Here is a 23,431-nt window from a genome sequence, read left to right as displayed (position 1 = left end):
GTATCAGGCGGTCTCGCGCAGCAGCGTTTCTGCGATCAAGCGGATGCCGGTGCCAGTCGCCCCAGCCCCCCAGAACCCATTGGCATTGCCCTGAAATGCTGCGGCCAAATCGACGTGTAACCAACCAGCCCCATCATTACCAACAAAACGGCTGAGAAAACCAGCGGCGTTGCTGGCTCCACCGGTGCCGCCACCTTTGACCGGACGACTGTTGGCCGTATCCGCATAAGCTGACGGACATTGTTGCTGATGCCAGCGTTCCAGCGGCAGTGGCCACGCCGGTTCTGCCACGGTATTGGCATAACCAAGCACGCGCTGTTGAAGCGCCTTATCCAGGCCAAAAATTGCATTGTATTCCGTTCCGACCGCCATCATCGCAGCACCGGTTAACGTCGCCGCATCAATGACCAGGCCCGCACCAGAAGCCGCGGCGATTTGCAGACCATCAGCCAGCACTAAACGGCCTTCTGCGTCGGTGTTAACGATTTCGACCGTCACACCGTTTTTGTAAGTCAGGATATCGCCGAGTTTAAAAGCGCGACCGTTGATCAGGTTTTCGGCGCAGCACAAAATCAGCTGCACGCGGCTGTTCAAACCTTGTGTGATGGCCAGCGCCAGTGCCGCAGTGACTGTAGCTGCGCCGCCCATATCGCATTTCATTGTCAGCATGCCTTCGGAGGCTTTAATCGAATAACCGCCGCTGTCAAAAGTAATGCCTTTGCCGACCAACGCTGCCGCCACAGGCGCATTGCTGTTGCCAGTTGGATTAAAATCCAGCACTAAGATGGCAGGTGCGCGGTCGCTGCCGCGGCCCACGGCATGCACACCAATCCAGCCTTCGCTGAGCAATGCATCGCCGCTGATGATGCGATGACTGACGTTGTTGCTGCCAGCGACAGCACTGATAAATTCGACGGCTTCATGGCAGAGTTTTTCCGGATAGAGATCTTCCGGCGCAGCATTGGTTTGTTTTTTTGCCCAGGCAAAACACTGTTGCAAAGCGACCAGTTGCGCGACGGTGGTTTCGTCACCAGTCCAGTGCACGCCACCGAGTTTTTTCGCGCTGCAAAAGCCCTGATAAAAGGCCCATTGCTTGTCCAAAGTCCAGCCTTCGCCGGCCAATTGCACTGCTTGCGCACCCAGACCATCCAAGGAACGGCCCGCTTTTTGAATTTGTCTGAGTATATCAGTGCCGGTCTGGTGGATTTGATAGCCATCAGCCGTCGGCGTTAATAATGGATTTTTGCCAAAACGAAGATCAGCAGCGACACTGCTGATTTGGATCTGTAACAGTTCAGACATAACAAACCTCTAATTCGGAACAAACACTGCTATGCGCCGAGTGTATCACAGCGCCACGCTGACAAAACAGCGGGCAACATCGCGGCCGCGCTCAACAGTCAGCGCATTCAGCTGCCCAGTATCGTATGCAGCATTTTTGCACTCAGCCCCAGCAATAACAGGGCAAAAATCTTCTTTAACGTTGCGACCGGCAGCTGGTGTGCCAGGCTGGCACCCAGCGGCGCGGTAAAAAAGCTGACCGCAGAAATCAACAACACGGCGGGCAGGTAAATATAACCAAGACTGAATGGCGGTAAGCCGACCTGCTCCCAGCCGGCGACCGCATAACCAATACTGCCACTGAGCGCGATCGGCAGGCCGATGGCAGCAGAAGTGCCAATCGCCTGCTGCACCCGCACATTACACCAGGTCAGAAACGGCACGGTCAGTGAACCACCGCCAATCGCCACCAAAGCAGAAATGCCGCCGATACCAACGCCTGTTGCTGTCATCCCCAGTGCGCCTGGCAAGCCGCGGCTGGGTTTTGGTTTGATATTCAGCAGCAACTGCAGCGCGACATAAGCCATAAAACAGCTGAAAAAAATCGCCAGCGGCAACGTTGGCAGCATGGATGCAATAAAAGTTGCGCCAAAAGTCCCCAATACAATGCCCGCACTCATCAGCCGCACCACCGGCCACAACACCGCCTGATGCTTTTGGTGGGTGCGCGCGCTGGCGATACTGGTCAGGATGATCGATGCCATCGACGTTGCCAGCGCCATATGTAATAAATGCTCAGGTAAAAAATTCAGTGTGACAAATAAACTGGTCAAAACCGGCACCATAATGGCGCCGCCCCCCACGCCCAGCAAGCCGGCAACAAAGCCCACAACTGCGCCAAGAATTAAAAAAGCCCACCAAATCTCCATACTGTCTCCGATTTTCTGTTATTGTGCCGCCCCATTTTGCGGTTTCACGCCGGAAAATGGCGGAAAATTCTGCAGCTATTGCTGCAAAAACAGCAGAACCGGGTGACGAAGCCATGGTCTGTCTGTATACTTCCGCGGCTTTTTTAATGTGATTGCGATGGTGCCGATATTCTGCTATCAATAGCCGCCATCTTTTTGCTTGGCACTGTTATACAGGAGACTACCATGCCAGAAGGCAAAACTACCAAATCTCTCGGCCTGTTGGCCATGGCTGGCGTGCTGCCTTATCAGGAAGCGCCGGGCGAAGAGTACATGAACCCGAAGCAGCTGGAACATTTCCGCAAAATTCTCGACGCCTGGCGTCAGCAGCTGCGTGAAGAAGTAGACCGCACGAAAAACCATATGGCCGATGAAGCTGCAAACTTCCCGGATCCAGTGGACCGCGCGGCGCAGGAAGAAGAATTCAGTCTGGAACTGCGTGCACGGGATCGTGAACGTAAACTGCTGAAAAAGATTGAGAAAACCTTACAGAAAATCGAAGACGAAGATTTCGGTTTCTGTGATACCTGTGGCATCGAAATCGGTATCAAACGTCTGGAAGCCCGTCCAACGGCTGACCAGTGTATCGATTGTAAGACGCTGGCAGAGATCAAGGAAAAACAACTCGGCGGTTAATGATGACCGCTGAATTCTCCTGTATCAGGGGCCGGTTTGCGCCATCGCCATCCGGCCCTTTGCATTTCGGCTCTTTGGTAGCCGCCGTCGGCAGTTACCTGCACGCCAAATCTCAGGCTGGTCAATGGCTGGTGCGCATCGAAGATATCGACACGCCCCGTACTGTGCCAGGCGCTGATAGTGAGATCCTGCGTACGCTGGAACAATTTGGTCTGCACTGGGACGACAGCGTCGTCTGGCAAAGCCAACGGCTCGATCTATATCAACATTATTTCGAACAATTCCAACGGCAGCAACGGCTGTACGGCTGCCAGTGTAACCGCGCTCGCATTGCTGGTTTAGGCGGGGTCTATGATGGCAATTGCCAGACTTTAAGGCTTAGCAGCGGACTGGATGGGCCGCTGGCCTGGCGACTGCATGCCGTTGATGTAGCAACTGAATTTACTGATTTATTCGCCGGAGCTCAGCAAATCCCCAGTGCGCTGGCAGCAGAAGATTACATCATCAAACGCCGGGACGGTTTGTTTGCTTACCAATGGGTGGTGGTGATTGACGATATCGAACAGCGCATCAGCGAAGTGATCCGCGGTGCGGACCTGTTACAGATGACGCCGCGCCAGCAGGCGCTGTGCCGCGCATTTGGCGCGCCGGTGCCGGTTTACGGTCATTTGCCCCTTGCGGTCACAGCGCCAGGCCACAAACTCAGCAAACAAAATCATGCCACCGACATTCGTCGTTTTGCGCCGGCGCAGTCCCTGACCGCCGCTTTACAGTTTTTAGGCCAGCCCGTGCCTGTGGATGCAACGCGCCTGAGCGTCGCTGAATTGCTGCAATTTGCCTTGGCACACTGGCAAAACGGCGCAGTCCCAAGGCAGGGTGAAATCCAGATCGACAGTTTTAACTGACAAGCCGTCGCAGATTCACGCCCAGCCCGGTATTTTCATTCATTTTTTCACCAGCCTGCGTTATCATAACGCCAATTTTTTTTCGCCTGTCGGGTGACCGGCTACCGGCTGCATTGATGTCCGATTTTCGCCGGAATTGACTGCCGGGATCTGCCGCCGGAATGCGCCATCGCAACTCATCAAGCCAATACCGTTCTTTCAAGGAGAAAGGCCATTATTTCCAGAGTGTTAGATTTTTGTCGCAAGCTGACCGGCAAAAAAGCCAAGGCCATCACTGAAGCTGTGGTGGAACAGACTGAAACGCAGCCGGAACCTGCCGCCGCGGCTGCAGAGCGCCGCCCTCGCCGCACCAATGCGGAATACAGCCGTAACGACTCTCCACGGCCAGGCCGCCCGCCGCGCGAGCGCTACGACAATCAGCGCCAAGATGGCTCCCGCGCGGCAACCAATACAGATCGCCCGCGTTATGATTCGCCAAGACCGCGCCGCGACACCAGCAATCTGGGACCGAAACTGAATCCGGATCATCAATCCACCGTTTTACCTGCGTTACGCGTGATTTCCCGCGACCAGCACAGCATTTCGCGTAAAGACATCAGCCCAAATGCCCTCAAAGTGCTGTATCGCTTAAACGATGCAGGTTTTGAAGCCTATCTGGTCGGCGGTTGTATCCGTGACCTGCTGCTGGGCCTGATCCCAAAAGATTTTGATGTAGTGACCAACGCGACGCCGGATGAAGTGCGCGCAGTGTTTAAAAATTGCCGGCTGATCGGCCGGCGCTTCCGGCTGGCGCATGTGGTGTTTGGCCGTGAAGTGATCGAAGTGGCGACTTTCCGTGGCCATCACAGCGGTGGCGAAGAAGAAGAGAATATTCCGGCTGGCGTACGCTCTGATCATGGTCAGATCCTGCGTGACAACGTTTACGGCACCATTGAAGAAGACGCCGAGCGTCGCGATTTCAGTATCAATGCGCTGTATTACTCAGTGCGTGATTTTGCCATTTACGATTTCGCCAATGGTGTTGAAGCCATCCAACAACGCAAAATCGAACTGATTGGCGACCCGGAAACCCGTTATCGCGAAGATCCGGTGCGCATTTTGCGGGCTATCCGCTTTGCCACCAAACTGAACATGGATTTGGCGCCAACGACCGCGGCACTGATCCCGGAACTGGCGATCCTGCTGAAAAATATTCCGGCGGCACGTTTATTTGATGAATCACTGAAATTACTGATGGCTGGTAAAGCCTTTGATAATTTCGTGATGATGCGTGACCTTGGCATCCTGAAACAGCTGCTGCCGCAAGTGCATAAAGTGCTGAAGCAAGACAGTGAAGGCAAAATGTTTAGCCTGATCGCCAACGCACTGCAGGACACCGACGAGCGCGTGGCACAGGATAAACCGGTCACTCCGGCATTTATATACGCCGCTTTGCTGTGGTATCCGGTCGAACTGCGGATGCAGACGCTGTTGATTGAAAGCGGCCTCAATGACATCGACGCACTGAATATCGCGATGACTGAAGTGCTGGATGATTTGGTCCGAACAATCGGTATTCCAAAACGCTTTACGCTGGTGGTGCGTGACCTGTGGTCGCTGCAGGGCCGTCTGAGTAAACGTGCTGGCCGTCGCGCCTTTAAACTGATGGAATTACCAAAATTCCGCGGCGCCTTTGATTTTATGCAGCTACGTGCCAAAGCTGAAGGTGGCCAACTGGCCGAGCTGGCTTTATGGTGGCAACAATTTGTCAATGCCGATGACGCCGAGCGCGAAGAGCTGGTGCTGGATTTGGGTAAAGAAGGCGTCGACGTGAAAAGACCACGACGCAAACGCAAACCAGTCCGCCGTAAACCGGCCGCTGATCAGGCATGATCCGGGTTTATATTGGCCTTGGTGCCAATCTGGCAGAACCTATATTGCAACTGCAGCACGCGGTTACCGCGCTGACGCAGTTAGCAGATAGCAGGCTGGTGGCGGTCAGTAGTTTTTATGGCTCCAAACCGATGGGGCCACAAGACCAGCCTGATTATGTTAATGCCGTCGCTGCCCTCGATACCACGCTGGCGGCAGAAACTTTACTGGATGCATTACAGCGTATTGAGCTGGAACAAGGCCGGCAACGTAAAGATGAACGCTGGGGTCCGCGCACTTTGGATTTGGATATCCTGCTGTACGGTGACGAGATCGTTACGACATCACGGCTGACAGTGCCGCATTATGGCCTGCATCAACGCGAATTTGTGATCTACCCTTTGTTAGAACTGGCGCCGCTGCTGCTTATTCCGGGCCTCGGCGCACTGGCTGAGATTGCTTTACAAGTGCCGCGCAACGGCCTGACTATTTTGACTTCAGGTTTGACTTCAGGTCTGGTAGCACCGCAGCACTGAACTGGCTGGGTTTTGTGTGGCCGGATGCTTGCAGCCTGCTGCCGGATATGCCATCTTGCGCGCGGATTTTTTAATGGTCGGATGAGAGCATCATGGCAAAAATTACCACTGCAACTTTGCTGAAAATGAAACAGCAAGGCGAAAAGATCACTATGCTGACGGCCTACGACGCCAGCTTTGCCAAATTGTTCGCCGACAGTGGCGTCGAGACTTTGTTAGTCGGCGACTCACTCGGTATGGTGTTGCAGGGTCAGCCCGATACCCTGCCCGTTACGGTCGAACAAATCGCCTACCACACTCGCTGCGTCCGCGCCGGCGCCCCTCAAGCCTTCATCATTGCTGACATGCCATTCATGAGCTATGCGACGATGGAGCAGGCCTTTGCCAACGTCACGCCGATGATGCAAGCGGGCGCCAATATGGTGAAAATGGAAGGCGGTGAATTTCTGTTACCGACCATTAAAGCCCTGACCGAACGTGGGGTTCCGGTCTGCGGCCACATTGGCCTAACGCCGCAATCCGTTCACGTGTTTGGCGGGTTCAAAGTGCAAGGCCGGGACGACGCCGCCGCTGAACATATACTGCAACAGGCCATTGCGCTGGAGCAGGCGGGTTGTCAGCTGCTGGTGGTCGAATGTATCCCGGCATTGCTGGCCGAGCGGATTAGTCTAGCGCTGCGGACCCCGGTGATTGGCATCGGCGCCGGTGTAGTCACCGACGGTCAGGTGTTGGTCATGCACGATTTATTGGGGATCAGCAGCGGCTATATCCCGAAGTTCTCGAAGAATTTCCTGCAGGAAACCGGTGACATCAAAAAAGCTATCAGCAAGTTTGTCGCGGATGTGAAAAGTGCGGCCTTTCCTGGCCCTGAACATAGTTTCTGATACGGGAGTCGGCAGATGCTGGTAATTTCTGATATTAAAGTATTACGCGCGACAGTTCGCGCCTGGCGCCAGGCCGGCCAGACCGTTGCCTTTGTACCGACGATGGGCAATCTGCACTCGGGCCATTTTAAATTGGTCGATGAAGCCCGTCAGCGCGCCGACCGCGTGATCGTGTCGATTTTTGTCAATCCGATGCAATTTGGCGCCAATGAAGATCTGGCCAAATATCCGCGTACGTTGACCGAAGATTGCGCTGGTCTGACTGAGCATCAGGCTGATGCCGTATTTACACCCACACCGGAACTGATTTATCCGCGAGGTCTGGACACACAAACTGCAGTCGAAGTCCCGAAGATTGGTGACCAGCATTGTGGTGCCAGCCGCCCGGGTCATTTCCGCGGTGTTGCCACTGTGGTCAGCAAACTGTTTAATCTGGTGCAGCCGGATATCGCCTTGTTTGGTAAAAAAGACTATCAGCAACTGGCAGTGATCCGGCAACTGACCACCGACTTGTCGTTCCCGATTGAAATCATTGGTATCGACACAGAACGCGCCGCTGATGGCCTGGCACTGAGTTCGCGCAACGGCTATTTATCCACTGAAGCCCGCGCTACGGCGCCGCTAATCTATCAGCAACTGCAATGGCTGCGTCAGCAAATCAGTGGCGGTTTCGCTGATTTTCGCGCGCTGGAACAGCAGGTGGCTGATACCTTGAGTCAGGCGGGCTTCAGACCGGACTACATCCATATCTGTAACCGCCAAACGCTGGAACTGGCTGACAGCAACAGTAAACCGTTAGTGATTTTGCTGGCGGCCTATCTTGGGAATACCCGCTTGATCGATAACCTGGAAGTCTGATGCCCTCGGCATTGGAGTTGGCTGCCAACCTGCTGGTCGCAGGATCCATCTGGCTGGCAGCCCGCAACTCGGCCCTGACCTGGTGGGCAACCATCGCTGGCTGTGCTTTATTTGCTGTGCTCTGTTATCAGCATCAGCTTTACGCAGACGTCGTGCTGCAATTGTTTTTCATTCTGGCCGCTGTCTGGGGCCTGTTCAGCTGGCAATCCGCGCAGGCCTTACCAATCCGGCAATTACCCAACAAATACCTGCTGCCATACCTGACCGCAGCTTTACTCGTTGCCGCACTCTACGGCGCTTTATTGCATGCCTGGACCGACGCTTATGCGCCGTTTTGGGATAGTCTGGTGCTGACACTGAGCGTGCTGGCTCAACTGCTGTTGATCCGGCGTTATCTGCAGAATTGGTGGTGTTGGCTGCTGGTAAATAGTATTGCGATCCCACTGTATTATCACCGCGGTCTGGAACTGACCGCGGCGTTTTATACGCTGTATTGGTTCAATGCTGCTTATGGTCTGTGGCAGTGGCGTCAATGGTTGTCGCCGGATAACGGATCTGGCTCTGCCGGTACTTCAGCTGACAAGTCAGCCGGCTGAGGCGCCACCCGCTTCACCCGGCCAGCTTTCACCAACGCATCACGCAGCAAAAACTCAATCTGACCATTGACGCTGCGAAACTCATCGTCCGCCCAGTGCTGCAGCGCCTGCAGCATCTGCTCATCGATGCGCAGGGCAAAAGCTTTTTTAGCCACAACTCACCTGTTCGCGTTAATAAATAGTGCCGGTGTTAATCACCGGGGACACACTATGATCACCACACAAAACGACCAGCAGATTGCTGACCATCGCGGCCTTACGTTCTTCATCCAGCTGCACCACATCTTTTTCTGACAGACGCTGCAGCGCCATTTCGACCATACCAACCGCCCCTTCGACGATTTGCTGGCGCGCCATCACGACTGCACGCGCTTGCTGGCGCTGTAACATGGCACTGGCGATTTCCTGCGCATACGCCAGATGGCTGATCCGCGCTTCAATCACTTCAACGCCGGCTTTGTGTAAGCGATTCTGGATCTCGGTGCGCAGCAAATCCGTTATGTCGCTACCACTGCTGCGCAGGCTGATTTCTGAGTCTTTTTCCGCTTCATACGGATAACTCGACGCCAGATAACGCAGCGCAGCTTCGCTCTGAATATTAACGAAGTTTTCGTAGTCTTCGACTTCAAACACCGCTTCGGCACTGTCGACTACTTTCCACACCACTACCGCGGCGATATCGACCGGATTGCCGGCATGGTCATTGACCTTTAACTTGCTGCTTTCGAAGTTCCGTACCCGCAAACTGACTTTTTGTTTGCTGTAAAACGGATTGGCCCAGCGCAAACCATTTACAAAATCAGTGCCGACATAACGGCCAAACAACTGCAGTACGGCCGACTGATTCGGATGCACCATATAAAAGCCGAACCAGCAAATAAACACCGCAATACCAGCCAGCAGGGCCAGCACTTTAATCAGCGGCGGCATGGTCACAATCAACACGATAGTCGCAATCTGCAGCACGAATAACACAAACAATGTTCCAAAACCTGAACGCGCTTTGGCCGGGGTCTCTTTCAACATAACTCACCTCAATGTGATATCAATTTAATATCACATTAGATCGCATTGGATCTGACTGCAAGTGAATTGTTGAAAATTTCGGCGTTTAATAAAGCAAAAAACCGCCGGGAGGCGGTTTTGTCGTGTTTCGAAAAGATCTCAGGATCCTTGTTGGATCATACCAAGGTGACTTTGGCGAACTTGCGTTTGCCGACCTGGAAAATGGTGCTGGAGCCTTTTTCGAACACCAGTTTGCTGTCTTCCACTTTGTTGTCGCCGTTCAGCTTCACTGCGCCTTGTTTGATCATCCGTAGCGCTTCTGAGGTGCTTTCTACCAAACCGGCTTCTTTTAACAGCTGAGCGATCGGCAGGTTGTCGCCTTCTAGCGTCAGCGTCAGTTCCGGGATCTCATCTGGTAACGCGTTTTTAGAAAAACGCTGGATAAAGTCCTGGTGCGCGGCTTCGGCGTCTGCATCCGAGTGGAAACGGGCGATGATTTCTTTCGCCAGTTCGATTTTAATATCACGTGGATTGCGACCTTCAACTGCTTGTTGTTTCAGCGCGGCGATATCTTCAATGGCGCGGAAACTCAGCAGATCATAATAACGCCACATCAGATCATCCGAGATCGACATCACTTTACCAAACATTTCAGTCGGGCTGTCCGTGATGCCGATGTAGTTGCCGAGTGATTTCGACATCTTCTGCACGCCATCCAGACCTTCCAGCAGCGGCACCATCAATACGGTTTGCGGACGCTGACCTTCGTCTTTTTGCAACTCACGGCCCATCAGCAGGTTAAAACGCTGATCGGTGCCGCCCATCTCGATATCGGCTTCCAAAGCAACTGAATCCCAGCCTTGCACCAGCGGGTACAAAAATTCATGGATCGCAATCGACTGATTGTTGGCATAACGCTTTTTGAAGTCATCCCGTTCCAGCATCCGCGCCACGGTCTGGCGCGCGGCCAGTTTGATCATGCCGGCGGCGCCAAGCTTTTCCATCCATTCAGAGTTAAAGGCTATACGAGTCTTGGCTGGATCCAGGATCTTAAACACCTGATCCTGATAAGTCTTCGCATTTGCCAGCACATCTTCCCGCGTCAGTGGCTTACGCGTGACATTTTTACCAGTCGGATCGCCAATCATCCCGGTGAAGTCACCGATCAGGAAAATCACTTCATGACCCAGTTGCTGGAAGGTACGTAATTTATTGATCAGCACGGTGTGGCCAAGGTGCAAATCTGGCGCTGTTGGGTCAAAACCGGCTTTTACTTTCAGCGGTTTACCTTGCTTCAGTTTTTCGATTAATTCATCTTCCAGCAGGATCTCTTCTAAGCCCCGCTTGATCTCGGCCAGGGCCTGTTGCCACTGCGTCATGCGCCAGTTCTCCGGATAATATTTCAGCGATTTATCTAAGTCCGCATTCTACTGCAACATTACTCCCGATTAAACGCACAAAAGTCTTGGATCTTGCAAAAAATCGTTATATGCTCATTTTTTACGTGGAAAGAACCATAATAATAAGAGATGCGCCTTCAATGATTTCATCTTTGCCTACTCCGCACCGTGTTCTGATAGCCACATTGGCCACCATTTTGTCTGTGACGCTGCTTCTGCCTTCAGAAAAGGCTGAAGCGTCCAAAGACAACGAAAAAAACAGTTTAGAAGTCGGCAAGCGTTATAGCCTTGCTGTCCCTGTTGTCACCGAATCCTTACCACAAACTGCTGAAAGCACCATTCCGACTGAAGACAACTCATTAGAGTGGATCTCGGTGGAAGTGAAAAAAGGCGACATTTTAGGTTCTGTATTCAAACGCGCAAAAATCGACGCTCAAACCATGCAGGCCGTGCTGGATGCAGGGAAAGAAGCGAAGAATCTGACCCGGCTGTTTCCGGGTGCACAATTAGAATTCGGTCTGAATGCTGAAGGACAATTGCAAGAACTGCGCTACAACCTGAGCAATCTGAAAACCTTACGCGTCACTCGCGGCGATGACGGCCAGTTTGTCGCCAAAGAACTGCAAAAAGAAATTGAAGTACGCACCGAAGTGGTCGCTGGCATCATCAGCGGTAGCTTCTGGGGTTCTGCGATGAATGCCGGCTTATCTGAAGCGCAAATCATCGACCTGGCGAACGTATTTGGTTATGACATCGACTTTGCATTAGACATCCGCTCAGGCGATTCTTTTAGCGTGATGTTCGAGCGCCAATATGCTGAAGGCCAGTTCATCGGCAACGGCGCCATCGTAGCCGCCCAGTTCCAGAACCAGGGTCAACTGTACCAGGCCGTTCGTCATACTGACGGTAGCTTCTACAAGCCGGATGGCGGTTCAATGCGACAGGCCTTCCTGCGCGCCCCGGTTAACTTCCGCTATGTCAGTTCCAATTTTAATCCACGTCGTTTACATCCAGTCCTTGGTAAGATCAAAGCACACAATGGTGTCGATTATGTTGCGCCGATGGGTACGCCAATTATGGCGGCCGGTGATGGTAAAGTGATTGAATCGGCGATGAAAGGTGCGAACGGTAACTACGTGGTCATCCAACACTCAAACGGCATCGTGACTAAGTATCTGCACTTATCCAAACGTGATGTCAAACGTGGCGAAAAAGTGAAGCAAGGCGACATCATCGGACGCTTAGGCGCTACCGGCCGTGTTACTGGCGCACATCTGCACTATGAATTCGTGGTAGGCGGCGTGCACCGGAACCCACGCACCGTTAAACTGCCACAGGCAGAACCTCTGCAGGGCGTTGCCCGCGTCGAGTTCACCAAAAACGCGAAGCAACAGATCGCACAGCTAAAAGCGCACGAACGTGTTGTGCTGGCTGCGAACCAATAATTAGTTGTGACTGCGGTCCCAACTGCTGAAGCACTCTATATCGGCATCATGTCAGGCACCAGCCTGGATGGTGTCGATGTGGTGCTTGTTGATTTCTCCCCAGCTTATCCAAATCTTATTCACAGCTTATGCCTGCCCTACCCTGCTGAATTAAAAGCAGAATTGGCACTTTTAGCCCAACCGGGCGCTAATGAAATTGAGCGTTTGGGTTTGGCAGAAGCCGACCTTGCAGCTTGTTATGCCAGCGCGGTACAACTGCTGTTGCAGCAAAGCGGCATCGATCGCAGCAGGATCCTCGCGATCGGTTGCCATGGTCAAACGATCCGACACAGACCTAACGCCCGTCAGCCATTTAGTTACCAGATTGGTGATCAGCACCGGCTCGCCATGTTGACGCAAATCCCGGTGATCGCCGATTTTCGCCGTAAAGACATTGCCTATGGCGGACAAGGTGCGCCTTTAGTGCCGGCCTTTCATCAGGCGATCTTCGCCTCGAAAGAACATGGTCGCTGTATTCTGAATATTGGCGGCATCGCCAACATCACCTTGTTGTTGCCACATCAACAAGTGCAGGGCTTCGATACCGGTCCCGGCAATTGTCTGTTGGATAACTGGATTGAATTGCAACAAGGCAAAGCCTATGACGCCAATGGCGTCTTTGCCGCCAGTGGCAAGCTAGATGAAGCTCTGCTCGGTCTGTTACTCAGCGATGCATATTTCCGCCAGACCGGTCCGAAAAGTACCGGCCGCGAATACTTTCAGCTGAATTGGCTGCAACAACAGCTACAGCAACTTCAGGCTATGACTGGCCACATGCCGGCTCCTGCTGACATACAACGAACCTTAAGCCGCTTTACCGCTGGTACTATTGCCCTCGCAGTCAGCCGTTTTGTCGTGTCTGAGGTCTATGTTTGTGGCGGCGGCGCGCATAACGCCATGCTGATACAGGATTTGGCCGAATTGCTGCCGCAGTGTCAGATCAACACCACCGCTAGTTTGGGCATCCATCCGGATTGGGTCGAGGCGATGGCATTCGCCTGGCTGGCGTATGCTTATGATGAACAAATCCCCGGCAATGTGCCCGCAGTGACGGGTGCCAGTGAGGCGTTGGTACTGGGCGTGCGCTACACGCCCTGATAAGGTTCTTCGTCGTTATTTCGCGACAGGCGAAAAAGTCCCAACTGCTGCTGCAAACTGCAAAATCGCCTGTTGCCAGCCCTCCCCAAGCGTATCAACCAGTGCCGGATAACCTTCATCCGGCTGCGGCAATTGCAACTGGAAGCTCTGACTATGCACTTTGTCACCCTGCAGCAAATGGAAACGCCCACTCACGAGCGCAATGCCCTGCTGCTGACCATGAAACTGCTCCACTTGCACCAACAGCCGCACAACATCACCCGCAGGCTGCTGACCTGTGACCCGATAAGCCGGTAATGCCTGTTGCAAACCGTTCACCAACAGACGCTGCAGCTGCTGATCCAAAGGATCTGCCCACTGATGTTGGCTAGTCTTGTGCAATTCAACAGTAGAAGTCTGTAAAATCAGCGAGTTACTGTTCAGATAAGCCGCAACCATTACAGGTTCAACATATAACACCGGCGCTGTGGCGTTTGGCTGCACACTGACAACTGCAGGCTGTGGCAGCTGGTAATAACGTAACTCTACTGAAGAACTACAGGCCGTCAGTAACGATAACGCAGCAAGGCTGCTCAGAAAAAATCCCGATCTCATGGTTGATTTCCTTGCTCTGGTTCCGGATCTGCCGCCGGATCTGCGCTGATGATCAGGGCATTACTCTGTTGATTCAAGGTCTGGACCACAGGTTGCAAATCCCGCAGCACTTTATCCATTGCCTGCAAATTGCTGTTAATCCGCTCATATACCGGTGAGCCCGGGCTTAATCCCGCCAGCGTTTTACGCAGGTCTGCAAGGCTTTTATTCACTTCTGCTGGCAATTGCTGCGTCGCATCAGCTTTGACGAGTGCATCAAGACTTAACACCAGTTGCTGGCTTTGTTGCATCAAATCTTTGGTCGCATTCAGTGTGGCGGAGCTATCCGCCAGCACCTGTTCTACCGGTAAGTTGTTGATTTTATCCAGCGCCTGCAGCACTTTCTGTTCAATATGGCCAAGGCCACTGCGGCTGGTCGGCAGAATCTTATAGCCGGCAAATTCTGGTAATGGCTCTGGTAATAATGGCGTTGCCACTATCGCCGGTGTCTCTACATCCGTTGTGGCATTCGCTGTCACGCCATCGGCTGGCGCAGCGAAGGCCGCTGGCGCAGCTGCTGCTGTTGCCGCGTTTTTGCTGTCAGCCTCCAATTGATTCAGGTCGATATACAACCCCCCTGTCAGCAGGTTGCCGGTTTTTAGTACTGCACGCAGGCCCTTGCTGACCGCCTGATCCAATTCCTGTCGAAGCTGTGGCAACGTCAGATTGTCATAGAGCCGGCCGGTTTCAATCCGGATCAGCACCGGTATGCCTTTGTTAAAGGCAACCTGCAGCGGATTTTTCATGTTAAAGAAATACGGTACCGAAGCGACGGTCCCGATCCGCACACCGCGATATTCGACCGGTGCGCCAGCGGTCAGGCCGCGGATCGATTCATCAAAAAACAGCAAATACTCGAGGTATTCGTTATAAAGCCCATCCTGAATGCTCTTGCGATTTTCAAACAGCTGAAAATCAGCATCATCAGCAACTTTGTTGCCGGCTGGCCAGCCATCGAGTACATCAAAAGTCACACCGCCGCCGAGCAGCGTGGCCATAGATGCCATCTCGATCCGCACGCCTTCGGCCGACATATCCAACGCCATGCCCGACGCTTTCCAGAAGCGCACATTTTCGGTCACCAGCGCATCATAAGGCGCGCGGATAAACAACTGATAGCGCATGTTGCGCTTGGTCATATCGAACTCGCTGCGCTCGACAGTCCCGACGTCATAACCACGGTATAAAATCGGGTCACCAACCGCCAGCGCGGCCGCGTCACTGCTGCTTAAAAAGATCCGAACGCCGGGTGCATCCGGCGGGGCGATGGGCGGTGTTTCCAACAGTTCAAAGAAGTACTTCCCGCTGTCACTCTTGCCGGGTTGCAGTTCGATATAGGCGCCGGATAACAACGTGTTCAGGCCACTGACACCGCCACGGCCAATAGTCGGTTTCACCACCCACAGCTGTGATTCATCGTTGAGCAGATTGGCTGTGCCCGGATTCATCCGCGCCCGGATCACCACCTGTTTCAGGTCCTGCGATAACTCCACCGACACCACTTTACCAACATCAACACTGCGGCTTTTTATCTGCGTTTTGCCCGAGATGATGCCTTCGGCATTGCTGGCCAGCATCGTCACGGTCGGCCCCTGATTTTTAAAGGTGTGGTACAGCATCCAGCTGCCGATTAAAACGGCGGCAACCGGCACTATCCAGATCGGTGACCATTGGCTGATTTTACGAATGTTCGCCTGTACCGCGCTGTTCGTCACGTTGTTGCTCCATTTCTGCAGGACTCGGATCCCATAATAACCGAGGGTCAAAACTCATTGCCGCCAGCATAGTGACAATCACTACCGCAGCAAATACCAAAGTTGCAGCGCCGGGATAGACGCCAACCAAACTGTCAAAACGCACTAAGGCTGCCAGGATCGCGACGACCAGCACATCCACCATCGACCAGCGGCCGATCCAATCCACCAGCGGATAGATCCAGGTGCCATGCTTGCTTCGTTCCGCCAGTGGCAATGTCGTTAGATAACATAACCAGAACATCACCACAATTTTGACGATAGGCACCACGACACTGGCCAGTAACACCACAATGGCCACCGGATAGGCGCCGTCCGCCCACATCAGCACGATGCCACTGATAATGGTCGACTCAATACTATCGCCGAGCGACACCGTCTCCATCATCGTCAGCAAATTGGCAGGAATATATAAAATGCTGGCGGTCACCAGCAGCGCCAGCGTTTTCTGCACGCTCGACGGAATTCGGGCCCGCACTTTACTGCCACAACGACTACAGCGGGTTTCCTGCAGTGGCACCAGCGCTGTGCAGCACTGACAAACTTTTAATTGCTGGCTGAGTCCGGTTTCACCCGCTACGGCGGCTCCTACTGGTTGCGGCGGTGGTGCTATGCGTGACCAGAGTTCGTGGCGGTCGACCACCTGAAACGTACGCAGGTGCAGCAGACAGAAACCACAAAAGGCCCAGAAACTCATGCCGAGGCTCAATTCAAAATGGGTCAGCAATTTGACGAAACTGACCAGCAGCCCCATCAGAAAAATGTCGACCATGCTCCAGGGCTTTAATGCATACAGCAACCGGGCCACCTGCACTAAAGCAGGCAAGCGGTAAAACATGCCGAGTTTTAAATAGATAATGGCGAACATGCAAATGGCCGGGATCGCCTGAATAAACAACCAGACCAAAACCGCCAGCCAAGGATAATCTTCATCCAGCAACACCGCCGAGGTATCGAGGAAGGTCATGTCGCGGTGGCTGCCGGCCGCATCCATGCCGACAAAAGGAAACAGATTGGTCAGCACTAACATAAACAGGGCTGACATCGCATAAAGAATCGGTCTTAATGCCGATTCACGCTGCCGTGCATCGAGCTCATGACCACAGCGGCTGCAGTGGGCTTCTTCGCCGTCTTGCAGTGCCGGTAATTGCTGCAGTAAATCACAATAGCGACACAGCACCAGCTCCGGCGTGGTGTCGGTTGTCAGTCGTGTAGGTGTCTCAGCGACCCGCTCCAAAGCAGGTGCTGATACCATGTCAGACACGCGACTCAGATCGCCTCTTCATCTTCTTCGCCGGTGCGAATGCGGATCACGCGCTCGACGTCAAACACAAAAATCTTACCGTCGCCGATGCGGCCGGTCTGCGCGGTTTTCATGATAGCGTCGACACAACGATCGACCTGATCATCCGCCACGACAATATCGAGTTTCACTTTGGGCAGGAAATCGACCATGTACTCCGCGCCGCGGTATAACTCGGTGTGGCCTTTTTGCCGGCCAAAACCTTTGACCTCGGTCACTGTCATCCCGGTGACATTGATATCAGCCAGCGCTTCGCGCACGTCATCGAGTTTAAAAGGTTTGATAATTGCTTCAATTTTTTTCATAAACCGCTCTACCTTTGTTTGCGCAGCGCTGAGGTGATAGGCACCCGGCGATCTTTGCCAAAATTACGGGGGGTGACTTTGGGACCAACGGCGGATTGCCGGCGTTTATATTCATTAAAATCAATCAGATTGAGGACACGACGAACTGTGGCTTCAGCATAGCCCATCGCCAGAATGTCGGACAGCGATTTATCCTGCTCGACATAAGCCGCGATAATAGCGTCAAGCTCATCATAGGGCGGTAAATTGTCCTGATCGGTCTGGCCCGGTGCCAGCTCAGCTGACGGTGGCCGGTCAATCACCCGCTGTGGGATCACCGCTGAAATGGTATTGCGATACGCTGCGAGGCGGTACACCAGGGTTTTCGGAATATCTTTGATCACAGCAAAGCCGCCACACATATCGCCGTAAAGGGTGCAGTAGCCAACAGCGACTTCACTCTTATTGCCTGTGGTCAGCAGAATGCGGCCGGTTTTATTCGACAACGCCATCAGCAATACACCACGCAAGCGTGCCTGCAGATTTTCTTCGGTGGTATCAGCCTTACGTCCCGCGAACAAGGGCGCGAGCTGCGCCATATACGCATCGTACATCGGCTCAATCGACACTACGTCAAACTCAATGCCCATAGTGCGGGCCTGTTCGGTAGCATCGTCGACGCTCATACCGGAGGTATAACGGAACGGCAGCATCAGTGCCTGCACTTTATCTGCACCAATCGCATCAGCGGCAATCGCCAGCGTCAGCGCTGAATCAATACCACCGGAAAGCCCGAGTACCGCACCGGGAAAACCGTTCTGTGTGATGTAATCGCGGGTGGCGACCACTAAAGCCTGATACACCTCGGCCTCCACCGACTGCACTGCCGGATGGGCGTGTTGATGGGTGATTTGCCAACCCTGCTGCTGATGGCGGAGCAAGGCAGAATAAATACCGGTTTCAAAAGCAGGTGCCGCCAGTTCAATCACCCCTTGCGGACTGACAATCAGCGAACTGCCGTCAAACACCAGTTCATCCTGACCCTGCATCTGATTGACGTAAATAAAGCCCAGCTGTAAGCGTTTTGCCAATGATGTGAGCAGATGCTCACGCTGGGCTTTTTTGCCGATTTCATAAGGGGAGGCATTCAGCACCAGCGCCCAGTCTGCGCCGGCAGCTTTGGCGGCAGCGGCAGGTTCACCATGCCAGACGTCTTCGCAGATCAACACGGCGAATTTTTGCTGGTTCAGTTCAAACACGAAGGTGTCAGAGCCGGCGCTGAAATAACGTTCTTCGTCAAACACACCGTAATTGGGCAGGCATTGCTTGAAATAACGGCCAATCAACTCACCATCACGGATCACTGAAGCGGCGTTATACAGCTTACCGTCATGTTGCCACGGATGACCAATTAACAAAGTGCATGGCAATGCGGCAGCCTGGATCCGTGCCAGCGCGGTGTTGACGTATTGCATTAAATCAGCACGGAACAACAAATCTTCCGGCGGATAACCGGTCAGCGTTAACTCAGGAAAAACGACCAGATCAGTGCCGGCGTCAACCGCCATTTGCAGGATCTGATCACAGTTTTGCTGCACAGCACCGACGGTAAAACGCTGCTGGATCAAACTGACGGAAATGGAATGCGACATATCAAAGCGCCTGAACAACAACTTGGGCGCTATGGTAGCGATTTTTCGTTGTTTTCTCAAACCGCCTTGTCCTGAGCTCGACGTTGTTTTGTAAGGTCGCTCCACAGACTTGCATCCAACAGGGTCGCCAGCTAAGTTAAATGGGTGTATTCACGGAACAGAAACACAGGAAACATCATGGCATACCCATCACACCCTGCATCTTCGGCCGCAGCCGATCCAGCGTTTACCCTCACTGAAGTCGCCGTTTGTCTGGCCATTTTTGCTATTTTGGCATTACTGGCCATTCCGAGCCTGACCGAACTCTTCGCCCGACAACATGCTGAACGGTTTATGCAGCAGTTTCGCCAACAACTGAGCTACGCCCGGGTACAAGCGGTCAGCCTCGGCGATATTGTCACTGTCTGTCCGCGTCAGGCGCTGCAATGCGACGGACGCTGGAGCGACACTCCGGTGCAGATTTTTAATACTGACCCGACCGCTGGTGCTTTGAGACAAATTGACGCGTTAAAACCACAACACAGGCTGTACTACAACCGCGAGTTACTGGAGTTTCGCGCCGATGGCAGTCTGAATGCTCTGCAAAACGGCACTTTTGTTTATTGTGTTGCGCAGTATTCCTGGTATGCCAGCCTCAGTCTCAGTCAAAGCGGACGCAGCCAACTGGAGTGGCATGAACAACCTTGTCCACATTGACCTTTGTCCTTGCTTTTCGTTTTAATGCCGCCAGCAGTCTGTTTCGGGGCTGCTGATTTGACGTCCGGTCTGATCAAGCCGGAACCACTGACAAGCCAGATCTTTGCGCTGTGGCCCTACCGCTTCCGCCTGCAGCAGGTAACCTTGAGCAGTTAATATCGCCGAGATCCGAAATCGACCGCTGCCGGTCAGATAGCTGTCGTCCGGCGCCGGCAGCCGTGACAATGCGGCAGTGTACTGCTGCTGCTCCAGATAAAACTGTTGTTGTAAAATAGCCAGCCGCTGCAGCTCCTGCGTCGCTTCAAGCCGGTAACTGCTCAGTACCTGCTGTTGATACCCCGGCACGAACATGGCCAGCAGAATGCCAAACAGTGCAACGACCAGCATCATTTCAATCAAGACAAACCCACGTTGCAGCCAGATCATCAGTACACCTGCTCATAGCGAAACATCGCCAGCTGTTGTTGCTGTTGCATGTGCTGCGGGGTCAACGTTTCTACACAGAATAAACAGGACGGGTCCAACCGCTGCACTTCCGGCACAATGATTTGCTCCGCCGACCACAGTTGGTATTTGCCATTCGCTGGCACCAACCGCAGCGGCGCTTGCTGGACAGCGGAAAGCTTCAGCGTGGACGGGGCGTACAGCACAGTGCCACTAAACAACTGCAGCACCTCGATCTGGTCATATGCCAGCGTATCAGGATCCTGGCTTAGTGGCAGATATACAATACCAGCGAGGATTTTGGCCGCCGTAACAGGCCGCGCCGCTAATGTCCGCTGCCATCCCGCTTTATTCAGGTCAACATGGTCGGCGATATCGGTCAGATCAAAAACCCGTTGCAGACCGACCGGCCGACGCAACACCAACAAGCGATAGCCGTCAGCATCTCGCCCTTGCAGCACAAAAACATCTCCCTGCTGCCACCCTTGTGTGACAGGCCAACGGGCGCTGATCCGTTGCCAGCTGCCGTCAAATTGCCAGCCGCTCTGCCTAAAATCAGCCACGATGGATGGCTGCCAACCCAAAGCGGACTGCCAGTCATATTGCAGCAATAAGCCGTCAGTACTGAGTAAAAACATCCGTTCCGCCAAGCCATCCTGATCCGGATCAGCCATCAGCGGCATCAAAGCAAAGCCCGTATTCACAGCTGGCACTGACAACTGACGTGGCACACCGGTTTGCGCGTTGATCAGCCTGATGGGCACCTGCGCATTGCCCGGCAACACCAGCCATTCCGCGGTTGGATCATCAGCCAGTCGCTGTGCACTGATCTCGGCAGGCAGCCACGGCTGCGCAGCAGGTTGCACAGCTGCGGCCCACAGTGGCCGCCAGTTTGGTCGCTGCGTCTGCGATTGCGGCAGCGTCAGTTGTACTGAACGCAGTTCAGCCTTGAGGGGATCAAGCCAAAACAGCTGATAGTCCGCCTGGCTGCCCACCATGTTTCGCCAGCCCCATTGCAGTTGGGCAGCGTCAGATGGAGGTAGCGTGTCCTGATATTCCTCCGCAGTTCCCGGTCTGATTTGAAGTATCGGTATATCAGCTTTTTGCCCCGAAAAAATCAGACCACAGCGGCTCAGCTGCAAGCGGGAGAAATGACCGGAACCGCTCAGTGGCCGACTCTGGTACGTGGCCATTCGCGGTATCGGCTCACAGTCTTGTCCGGCAGACGAGGCGTCCATGGCAACCAGCGTTCCGGTTGCAGTTTCCTGCCAATAACTATCCTGGGTACCATCGGACTGTGCCAGCACGGTCACAGGCTGAAGTGCCATCAGGATGTATAAAGCTACATTTTTCATAGTTCCCCTCCTTGGGTTTGTGGATCCACCTGCCAGATGAGTTGGATCTGGCCAGCTTCGTTTGGGCCCAGATCAGTCTGTTCGGTGCGCAGCAACTGGCATTGCTGCCAATGTGCCGGCCACACCTGAAACTGCGCTGGGCATTGCGACAAAATTGCTGGTTGGCCTGCTTGCACGACTGGACTTTGCACTGTGGCTTCAGCGCTCAGCGCCTGGCGTTTTTGCTGCAGACCGGCCTGATTAAAGCGGCTGCTCAGCTCACTCAGTACTAATGCAGCGAGCGCCAACGCACTGATCAACAAACCAAATAGCAGGCATAACACCAGCACAAATCCTTTTGTTTGCATGGGTATGTTTTCCTTATTCCATGGGTGCAACTTTCACTGAACTGCTAATCAATAAACGCCGGTAGGGATCGCCACGCGCCTGAAACTGACGTTGTCCGAGTTGGTAGCGTTGTTGATTGCGATAGCCGGATTCGGCCTGCAATGCCCGCAACAGCACAAAATACCGTATTTGACGGATGGTTTGGCGTTGGCCCCAGCTTGCTGCCGCCAGCTGGCTGGCGGGAATGAATTGCTCGGCCAGGCCATCAGCATCGAGATCCAGACCGATTTCAACCGCGATCATCTCGACACCGTCCAGCACCGCCGCAGTATCCATCGCCAGGTTACCTTGCTGATTGCGCACCAAGCGTTTGCGCATCAGCACCGGCACCAGCTCTCCTGCTAATGTTTGCCTCGCGACGTAATACAGTTCATGCCGGTATGGCCAATACCAGAGTTGTGGGTTCAGGCCGGCGTCGCCACTACGGATGAAGCGGCCTGACAAGCCATTTTGTTGCAGGTAGCTGCGATTGGCGCGTAAATCGGCGAGCCGCAGCGGATCTCCCGCCAGATGCTTTAACTGGATAAAATCGGATTGTTTTACTGCATTGGTCAGGCAGGCTGGCGTATTTGCCGCGCCAACCGTACCTGCATACAAAGTCAGCCAGATCTGGCCCGCCAGCGGAAAACTGCCGCTGTCGATGCCTGGGCTGTGACAATCGCCTTGAACCTGAGTTGCCGGTTGTGGCGGCTTGACCTGCACCACACCAAGTCCGGCCCAAAAACCACTCTGGCTCAGTTCACGCTGAAGCAAGGTATGGCTCTGAATGGCGGTCTGATGTAAAAAAGTCAGCTGACTCTGTTGTCTGAATGCCTGCCACTGCACAACAAAAGCATGAGTAAGCATCAGCAGTAGCAGCGCCGACAGCAACAATGCGATCATCTGCTGCAGCAATAAAAACCCGCGGACTGGCCTGCTCCGGCTTAGCCTTTTCACGGGGTGCCGTCCAATACTATCTGGCGCCTGCCAACGCCGCTGCGGCAAACTTGTGAGGCAGAAGCTGACGGCGGTACATTGCTTTGCCAGCTCAGGACATAACGAACGCCCTTTGCACCAACGTCAATACAGAGTTCAGGGTCAACCAGGACTGCAGCCAGCGGCTGTTGCAATAATTGCTGTACAACACGACCCTGTTGCGAAGTAACGGCAGGACAAGTCGCACATGGCTGCGCGTTAATAATGATGGGTTGAGCCGCCAGTAGCGTTGAAAAATTCACACTGTGGCTGATATCAATCAACAGATGCGTGGCCGTCATCTGCTCTAGTGCAACTTGCATGGCGCGGCGGGCAAACCATTGACAGTTTAATGCGGCAGTCAGCATCAGGCTGGTCAGCAGCAACGCCAGCAAGGCCTCAATGAGGCCGTATCCTTTCGTAAACACAGGTATATCCTTACACCTGAAATTTACATTTAATTTAAC

At 53.7% G+C, this 23,431-nt stretch carries 25 protein-coding genes; 10 read left to right on the top strand and 15 right to left on the bottom strand.

All coding sequences use genetic code 11. The features are described 5' to 3' along the window. Positions 1-3: 3 nt before the first annotated feature. Together pepB and ACQ66Q_RS13730 are read right to left on the bottom strand one after the other, a co-directional pair. Entirely contained in the window at positions 4-1,302 is a 1,299-nt protein-coding gene (gene pepB / locus ACQ66Q_RS13735) for an aminopeptidase PepB (protein ID WP_430457327.1), read from the bottom strand. Between the two features lie 107 nt (positions 1,303-1,409). Further along, entirely contained in the window at positions 1,410-2,210 is an 801-nt protein-coding gene (locus ACQ66Q_RS13730; protein WP_430457326.1) for a sulfite exporter TauE/SafE family protein, read from the bottom strand. A gap of 225 nt (positions 2,211-2,435) precedes the next feature. Between ACQ66Q_RS13730 and dksA the strand changes: the two genes are divergently transcribed. The 7 genes from dksA (at position 2,436) to pnuC (ending at position 8,515) form a co-directional block, all read left to right on the top strand. Continuing rightward, positions 2,436-2,885 (top strand): RNA polymerase-binding protein DksA, encoded by a 450-nt coding sequence (gene dksA, locus ACQ66Q_RS13725; protein ID WP_208931700.1) that lies wholly within the window; start codon positions 2,436-2,438, stop codon positions 2,883-2,885. Beyond that, complete coding sequence (gluQRS, locus tag ACQ66Q_RS13720; RefSeq protein ID WP_430457325.1) at positions 2,885-3,790, top strand: tRNA glutamyl-Q(34) synthetase GluQRS; 906 nt, start codon at positions 2,885-2,887, stop codon at positions 3,788-3,790. Before dksA ends, gluQRS begins: the two co-directional genes overlap by 1 nt. A 225-nt stretch (positions 3,791-4,015) precedes the next feature. Then, positions 4,016-5,662: a polynucleotide adenylyltransferase PcnB gene (gene pcnB / locus ACQ66Q_RS13715; protein WP_430457324.1), complete on the top strand. Its 1,647-nt coding sequence runs from the start codon at positions 4,016-4,018 to the stop codon at positions 5,660-5,662. Next, positions 5,659-6,177 carry a 2-amino-4-hydroxy-6-hydroxymethyldihydropteridine diphosphokinase gene (gene folK, locus ACQ66Q_RS13710; protein ID WP_430457323.1) on the top strand — a complete coding sequence of 173 codons (519 nt, stop codon included), beginning with the start codon at positions 5,659-5,661 and terminating at the stop codon, positions 6,175-6,177. The genes pcnB and folK overlap by 4 nt, the downstream gene beginning before the upstream one ends. Before the next feature lie 92 nt (positions 6,178-6,269). Continuing rightward, positions 6,270-7,061, top strand: coding sequence for a 3-methyl-2-oxobutanoate hydroxymethyltransferase (gene panB / locus ACQ66Q_RS13705; RefSeq protein WP_430457322.1), 792 nt, complete (start codon positions 6,270-6,272; stop codon positions 7,059-7,061). Between the two features lie 15 nt (positions 7,062-7,076). Then, positions 7,077-7,919 (top strand): pantoate--beta-alanine ligase, encoded by an 843-nt coding sequence (gene panC / locus ACQ66Q_RS13700; RefSeq protein ID WP_430457321.1) that lies wholly within the window; start codon positions 7,077-7,079, stop codon positions 7,917-7,919. After that, positions 7,919-8,515, top strand: a complete 597-nt coding sequence (pnuC, locus tag ACQ66Q_RS13695) for a nicotinamide riboside transporter PnuC (RefSeq protein ID WP_430457320.1) — start codon at positions 7,919-7,921, stop codon at positions 8,513-8,515. The genes panC and pnuC overlap by 1 nt, the downstream gene beginning before the upstream one ends. Here pnuC and ACQ66Q_RS13690 read toward each other — a convergent pair. The 3 genes from ACQ66Q_RS13690 to tyrS all read right to left on the bottom strand — a co-directional run bounded on the left by ACQ66Q_RS13690 (position 8,449) and on the right by tyrS (position 10,899). Further along, positions 8,449-8,670, bottom strand: coding sequence for an Arc family DNA-binding protein (locus ACQ66Q_RS13690; protein ID WP_430457319.1), 222 nt, complete (start codon positions 8,668-8,670; stop codon positions 8,449-8,451). The two genes, pnuC and ACQ66Q_RS13690, sit on opposite strands and share 67 nt — an antisense overlap. 16 nt (positions 8,671-8,686) lie before the next feature. Beyond that, positions 8,687-9,541 (bottom strand): SPFH domain-containing protein, encoded by an 855-nt coding sequence (locus ACQ66Q_RS13685; RefSeq protein WP_430457318.1) that lies wholly within the window; start codon positions 9,539-9,541, stop codon positions 8,687-8,689. Positions 9,542-9,696: 155 nt separating this feature from the next. After that, on the bottom strand, positions 9,697-10,899 hold the full coding sequence (gene tyrS, locus ACQ66Q_RS13680) for a tyrosine--tRNA ligase (RefSeq protein ID WP_430457317.1): 1,203 nt from the start codon (positions 10,897-10,899) through the stop codon (positions 9,697-9,699). 224 nt (positions 10,900-11,123) lie between these two features. Between tyrS and ACQ66Q_RS13675 the strand changes: the two genes are divergently transcribed. Together ACQ66Q_RS13675 and ACQ66Q_RS13670 are read left to right on the top strand one after the other, a co-directional pair. After that, the gene (locus ACQ66Q_RS13675) at positions 11,124-12,365 is read left to right on the top strand and encodes a peptidoglycan DD-metalloendopeptidase family protein (RefSeq protein WP_430457316.1); all 1,242 of its coding nucleotides are present in this window, start codon (positions 11,124-11,126) and stop codon (positions 12,363-12,365) included. A gap of 6 nt (positions 12,366-12,371) precedes the next feature. Continuing rightward, positions 12,372-13,502, top strand: a complete 1,131-nt coding sequence (locus ACQ66Q_RS13670; protein WP_430457315.1) for an anhydro-N-acetylmuramic acid kinase — start codon at positions 12,372-12,374, stop codon at positions 13,500-13,502. A gap of 15 nt (positions 13,503-13,517) precedes the next feature. Here the strand turns inward: ACQ66Q_RS13670 and ACQ66Q_RS13665 are convergent, their stop codons facing one another. Genes ACQ66Q_RS13665 through ACQ66Q_RS13645 form a run of 5 tightly spaced genes read right to left on the bottom strand, consistent with a single transcriptional unit; the run spans position 13,518 to position 19,128 of the window. Then, positions 13,518-14,096 (bottom strand): PqiC family protein, encoded by a 579-nt coding sequence (locus ACQ66Q_RS13665; protein WP_430457314.1) that lies wholly within the window; start codon positions 14,094-14,096, stop codon positions 13,518-13,520. Next, positions 14,093-15,850 carry an intermembrane transport protein PqiB gene (gene pqiB, locus ACQ66Q_RS13660; RefSeq protein WP_430457313.1) on the bottom strand — a complete coding sequence of 586 codons (1,758 nt, stop codon included), beginning with the start codon at positions 15,848-15,850 and terminating at the stop codon, positions 14,093-14,095. Before pqiB ends, ACQ66Q_RS13665 begins: the two co-directional genes overlap by 4 nt. Beyond that, positions 15,816-17,144: a PqiA/YebS family transporter subunit gene (locus ACQ66Q_RS13655; RefSeq protein WP_430458558.1), complete on the bottom strand. Its 1,329-nt coding sequence runs from the start codon at positions 17,142-17,144 to the stop codon at positions 15,816-15,818. Before ACQ66Q_RS13655 ends, pqiB begins: the two co-directional genes overlap by 35 nt. A 14-nt stretch (positions 17,145-17,158) precedes the next feature. Then, positions 17,159-17,497 (bottom strand): nitrogen regulatory protein P-II, encoded by a 339-nt coding sequence (glnB, locus tag ACQ66Q_RS13650; protein WP_208931713.1) that lies wholly within the window; start codon positions 17,495-17,497, stop codon positions 17,159-17,161. 8 nt (positions 17,498-17,505) lie between these two features. Beyond that, positions 17,506-19,128 (bottom strand): NAD+ synthase, encoded by a 1,623-nt coding sequence (locus ACQ66Q_RS13645; protein WP_430457312.1) that lies wholly within the window; start codon positions 19,126-19,128, stop codon positions 17,506-17,508. A gap of 177 nt (positions 19,129-19,305) precedes the next feature. Here ACQ66Q_RS13645 and ACQ66Q_RS13640 point away from each other — a divergent pair, with 177 nt between their 5' ends. Beyond that, complete coding sequence (locus ACQ66Q_RS13640; protein ID WP_430457311.1) at positions 19,306-19,824, top strand: GspH/FimT family pseudopilin; 519 nt, start codon at positions 19,306-19,308, stop codon at positions 19,822-19,824. A gap of 21 nt (positions 19,825-19,845) precedes the next feature. Here ACQ66Q_RS13640 and ACQ66Q_RS13635 read toward each other — a convergent pair whose 3' ends face one another. The 5 genes from ACQ66Q_RS13635 to ACQ66Q_RS13615 are packed head-to-tail and all read right to left on the bottom strand — an operon-like array spanning position 19,846 to position 23,392. Further along, positions 19,846-20,250, bottom strand: a complete 405-nt coding sequence (locus ACQ66Q_RS13635; protein ID WP_430457310.1) for a type IV pilin protein — start codon at positions 20,248-20,250, stop codon at positions 19,846-19,848. Continuing rightward, on the bottom strand, positions 20,250-21,623 hold the full coding sequence (locus ACQ66Q_RS13630) for a hypothetical protein (RefSeq protein WP_430457309.1): 1,374 nt from the start codon (positions 21,621-21,623) through the stop codon (positions 20,250-20,252). The genes ACQ66Q_RS13635 and ACQ66Q_RS13630 overlap by 1 nt, the downstream gene beginning before the upstream one ends. After that, positions 21,620-21,970, bottom strand: coding sequence for a hypothetical protein (locus tag ACQ66Q_RS13625; RefSeq protein ID WP_430457308.1), 351 nt, complete (start codon positions 21,968-21,970; stop codon positions 21,620-21,622). Before ACQ66Q_RS13625 ends, ACQ66Q_RS13630 begins: the two co-directional genes overlap by 4 nt. 13 nt (positions 21,971-21,983) lie before the next feature. Next, a complete protein-coding gene (locus tag ACQ66Q_RS13620; RefSeq protein WP_430457307.1) occupies positions 21,984-22,892 on the bottom strand; it encodes a PilW family protein in 909 nt (302 codons plus the stop codon). Between the two features lie 50 nt (positions 22,893-22,942). Then, a complete protein-coding gene (locus ACQ66Q_RS13615) occupies positions 22,943-23,392 on the bottom strand; it encodes a hypothetical protein (protein ID WP_430457306.1) in 450 nt (149 codons plus the stop codon). Positions 23,393-23,431: the final 39 nt, after the last annotated feature.

Source organism: Rheinheimera sp., assembly GCF_965283995.1.
In the GTDB taxonomy this organism is placed as follows: Bacteria; Pseudomonadota; Gammaproteobacteria; order Enterobacterales; family Alteromonadaceae; genus Pararheinheimera.
This window is presented reverse-complemented; position numbering and strand designations above follow the sequence as displayed.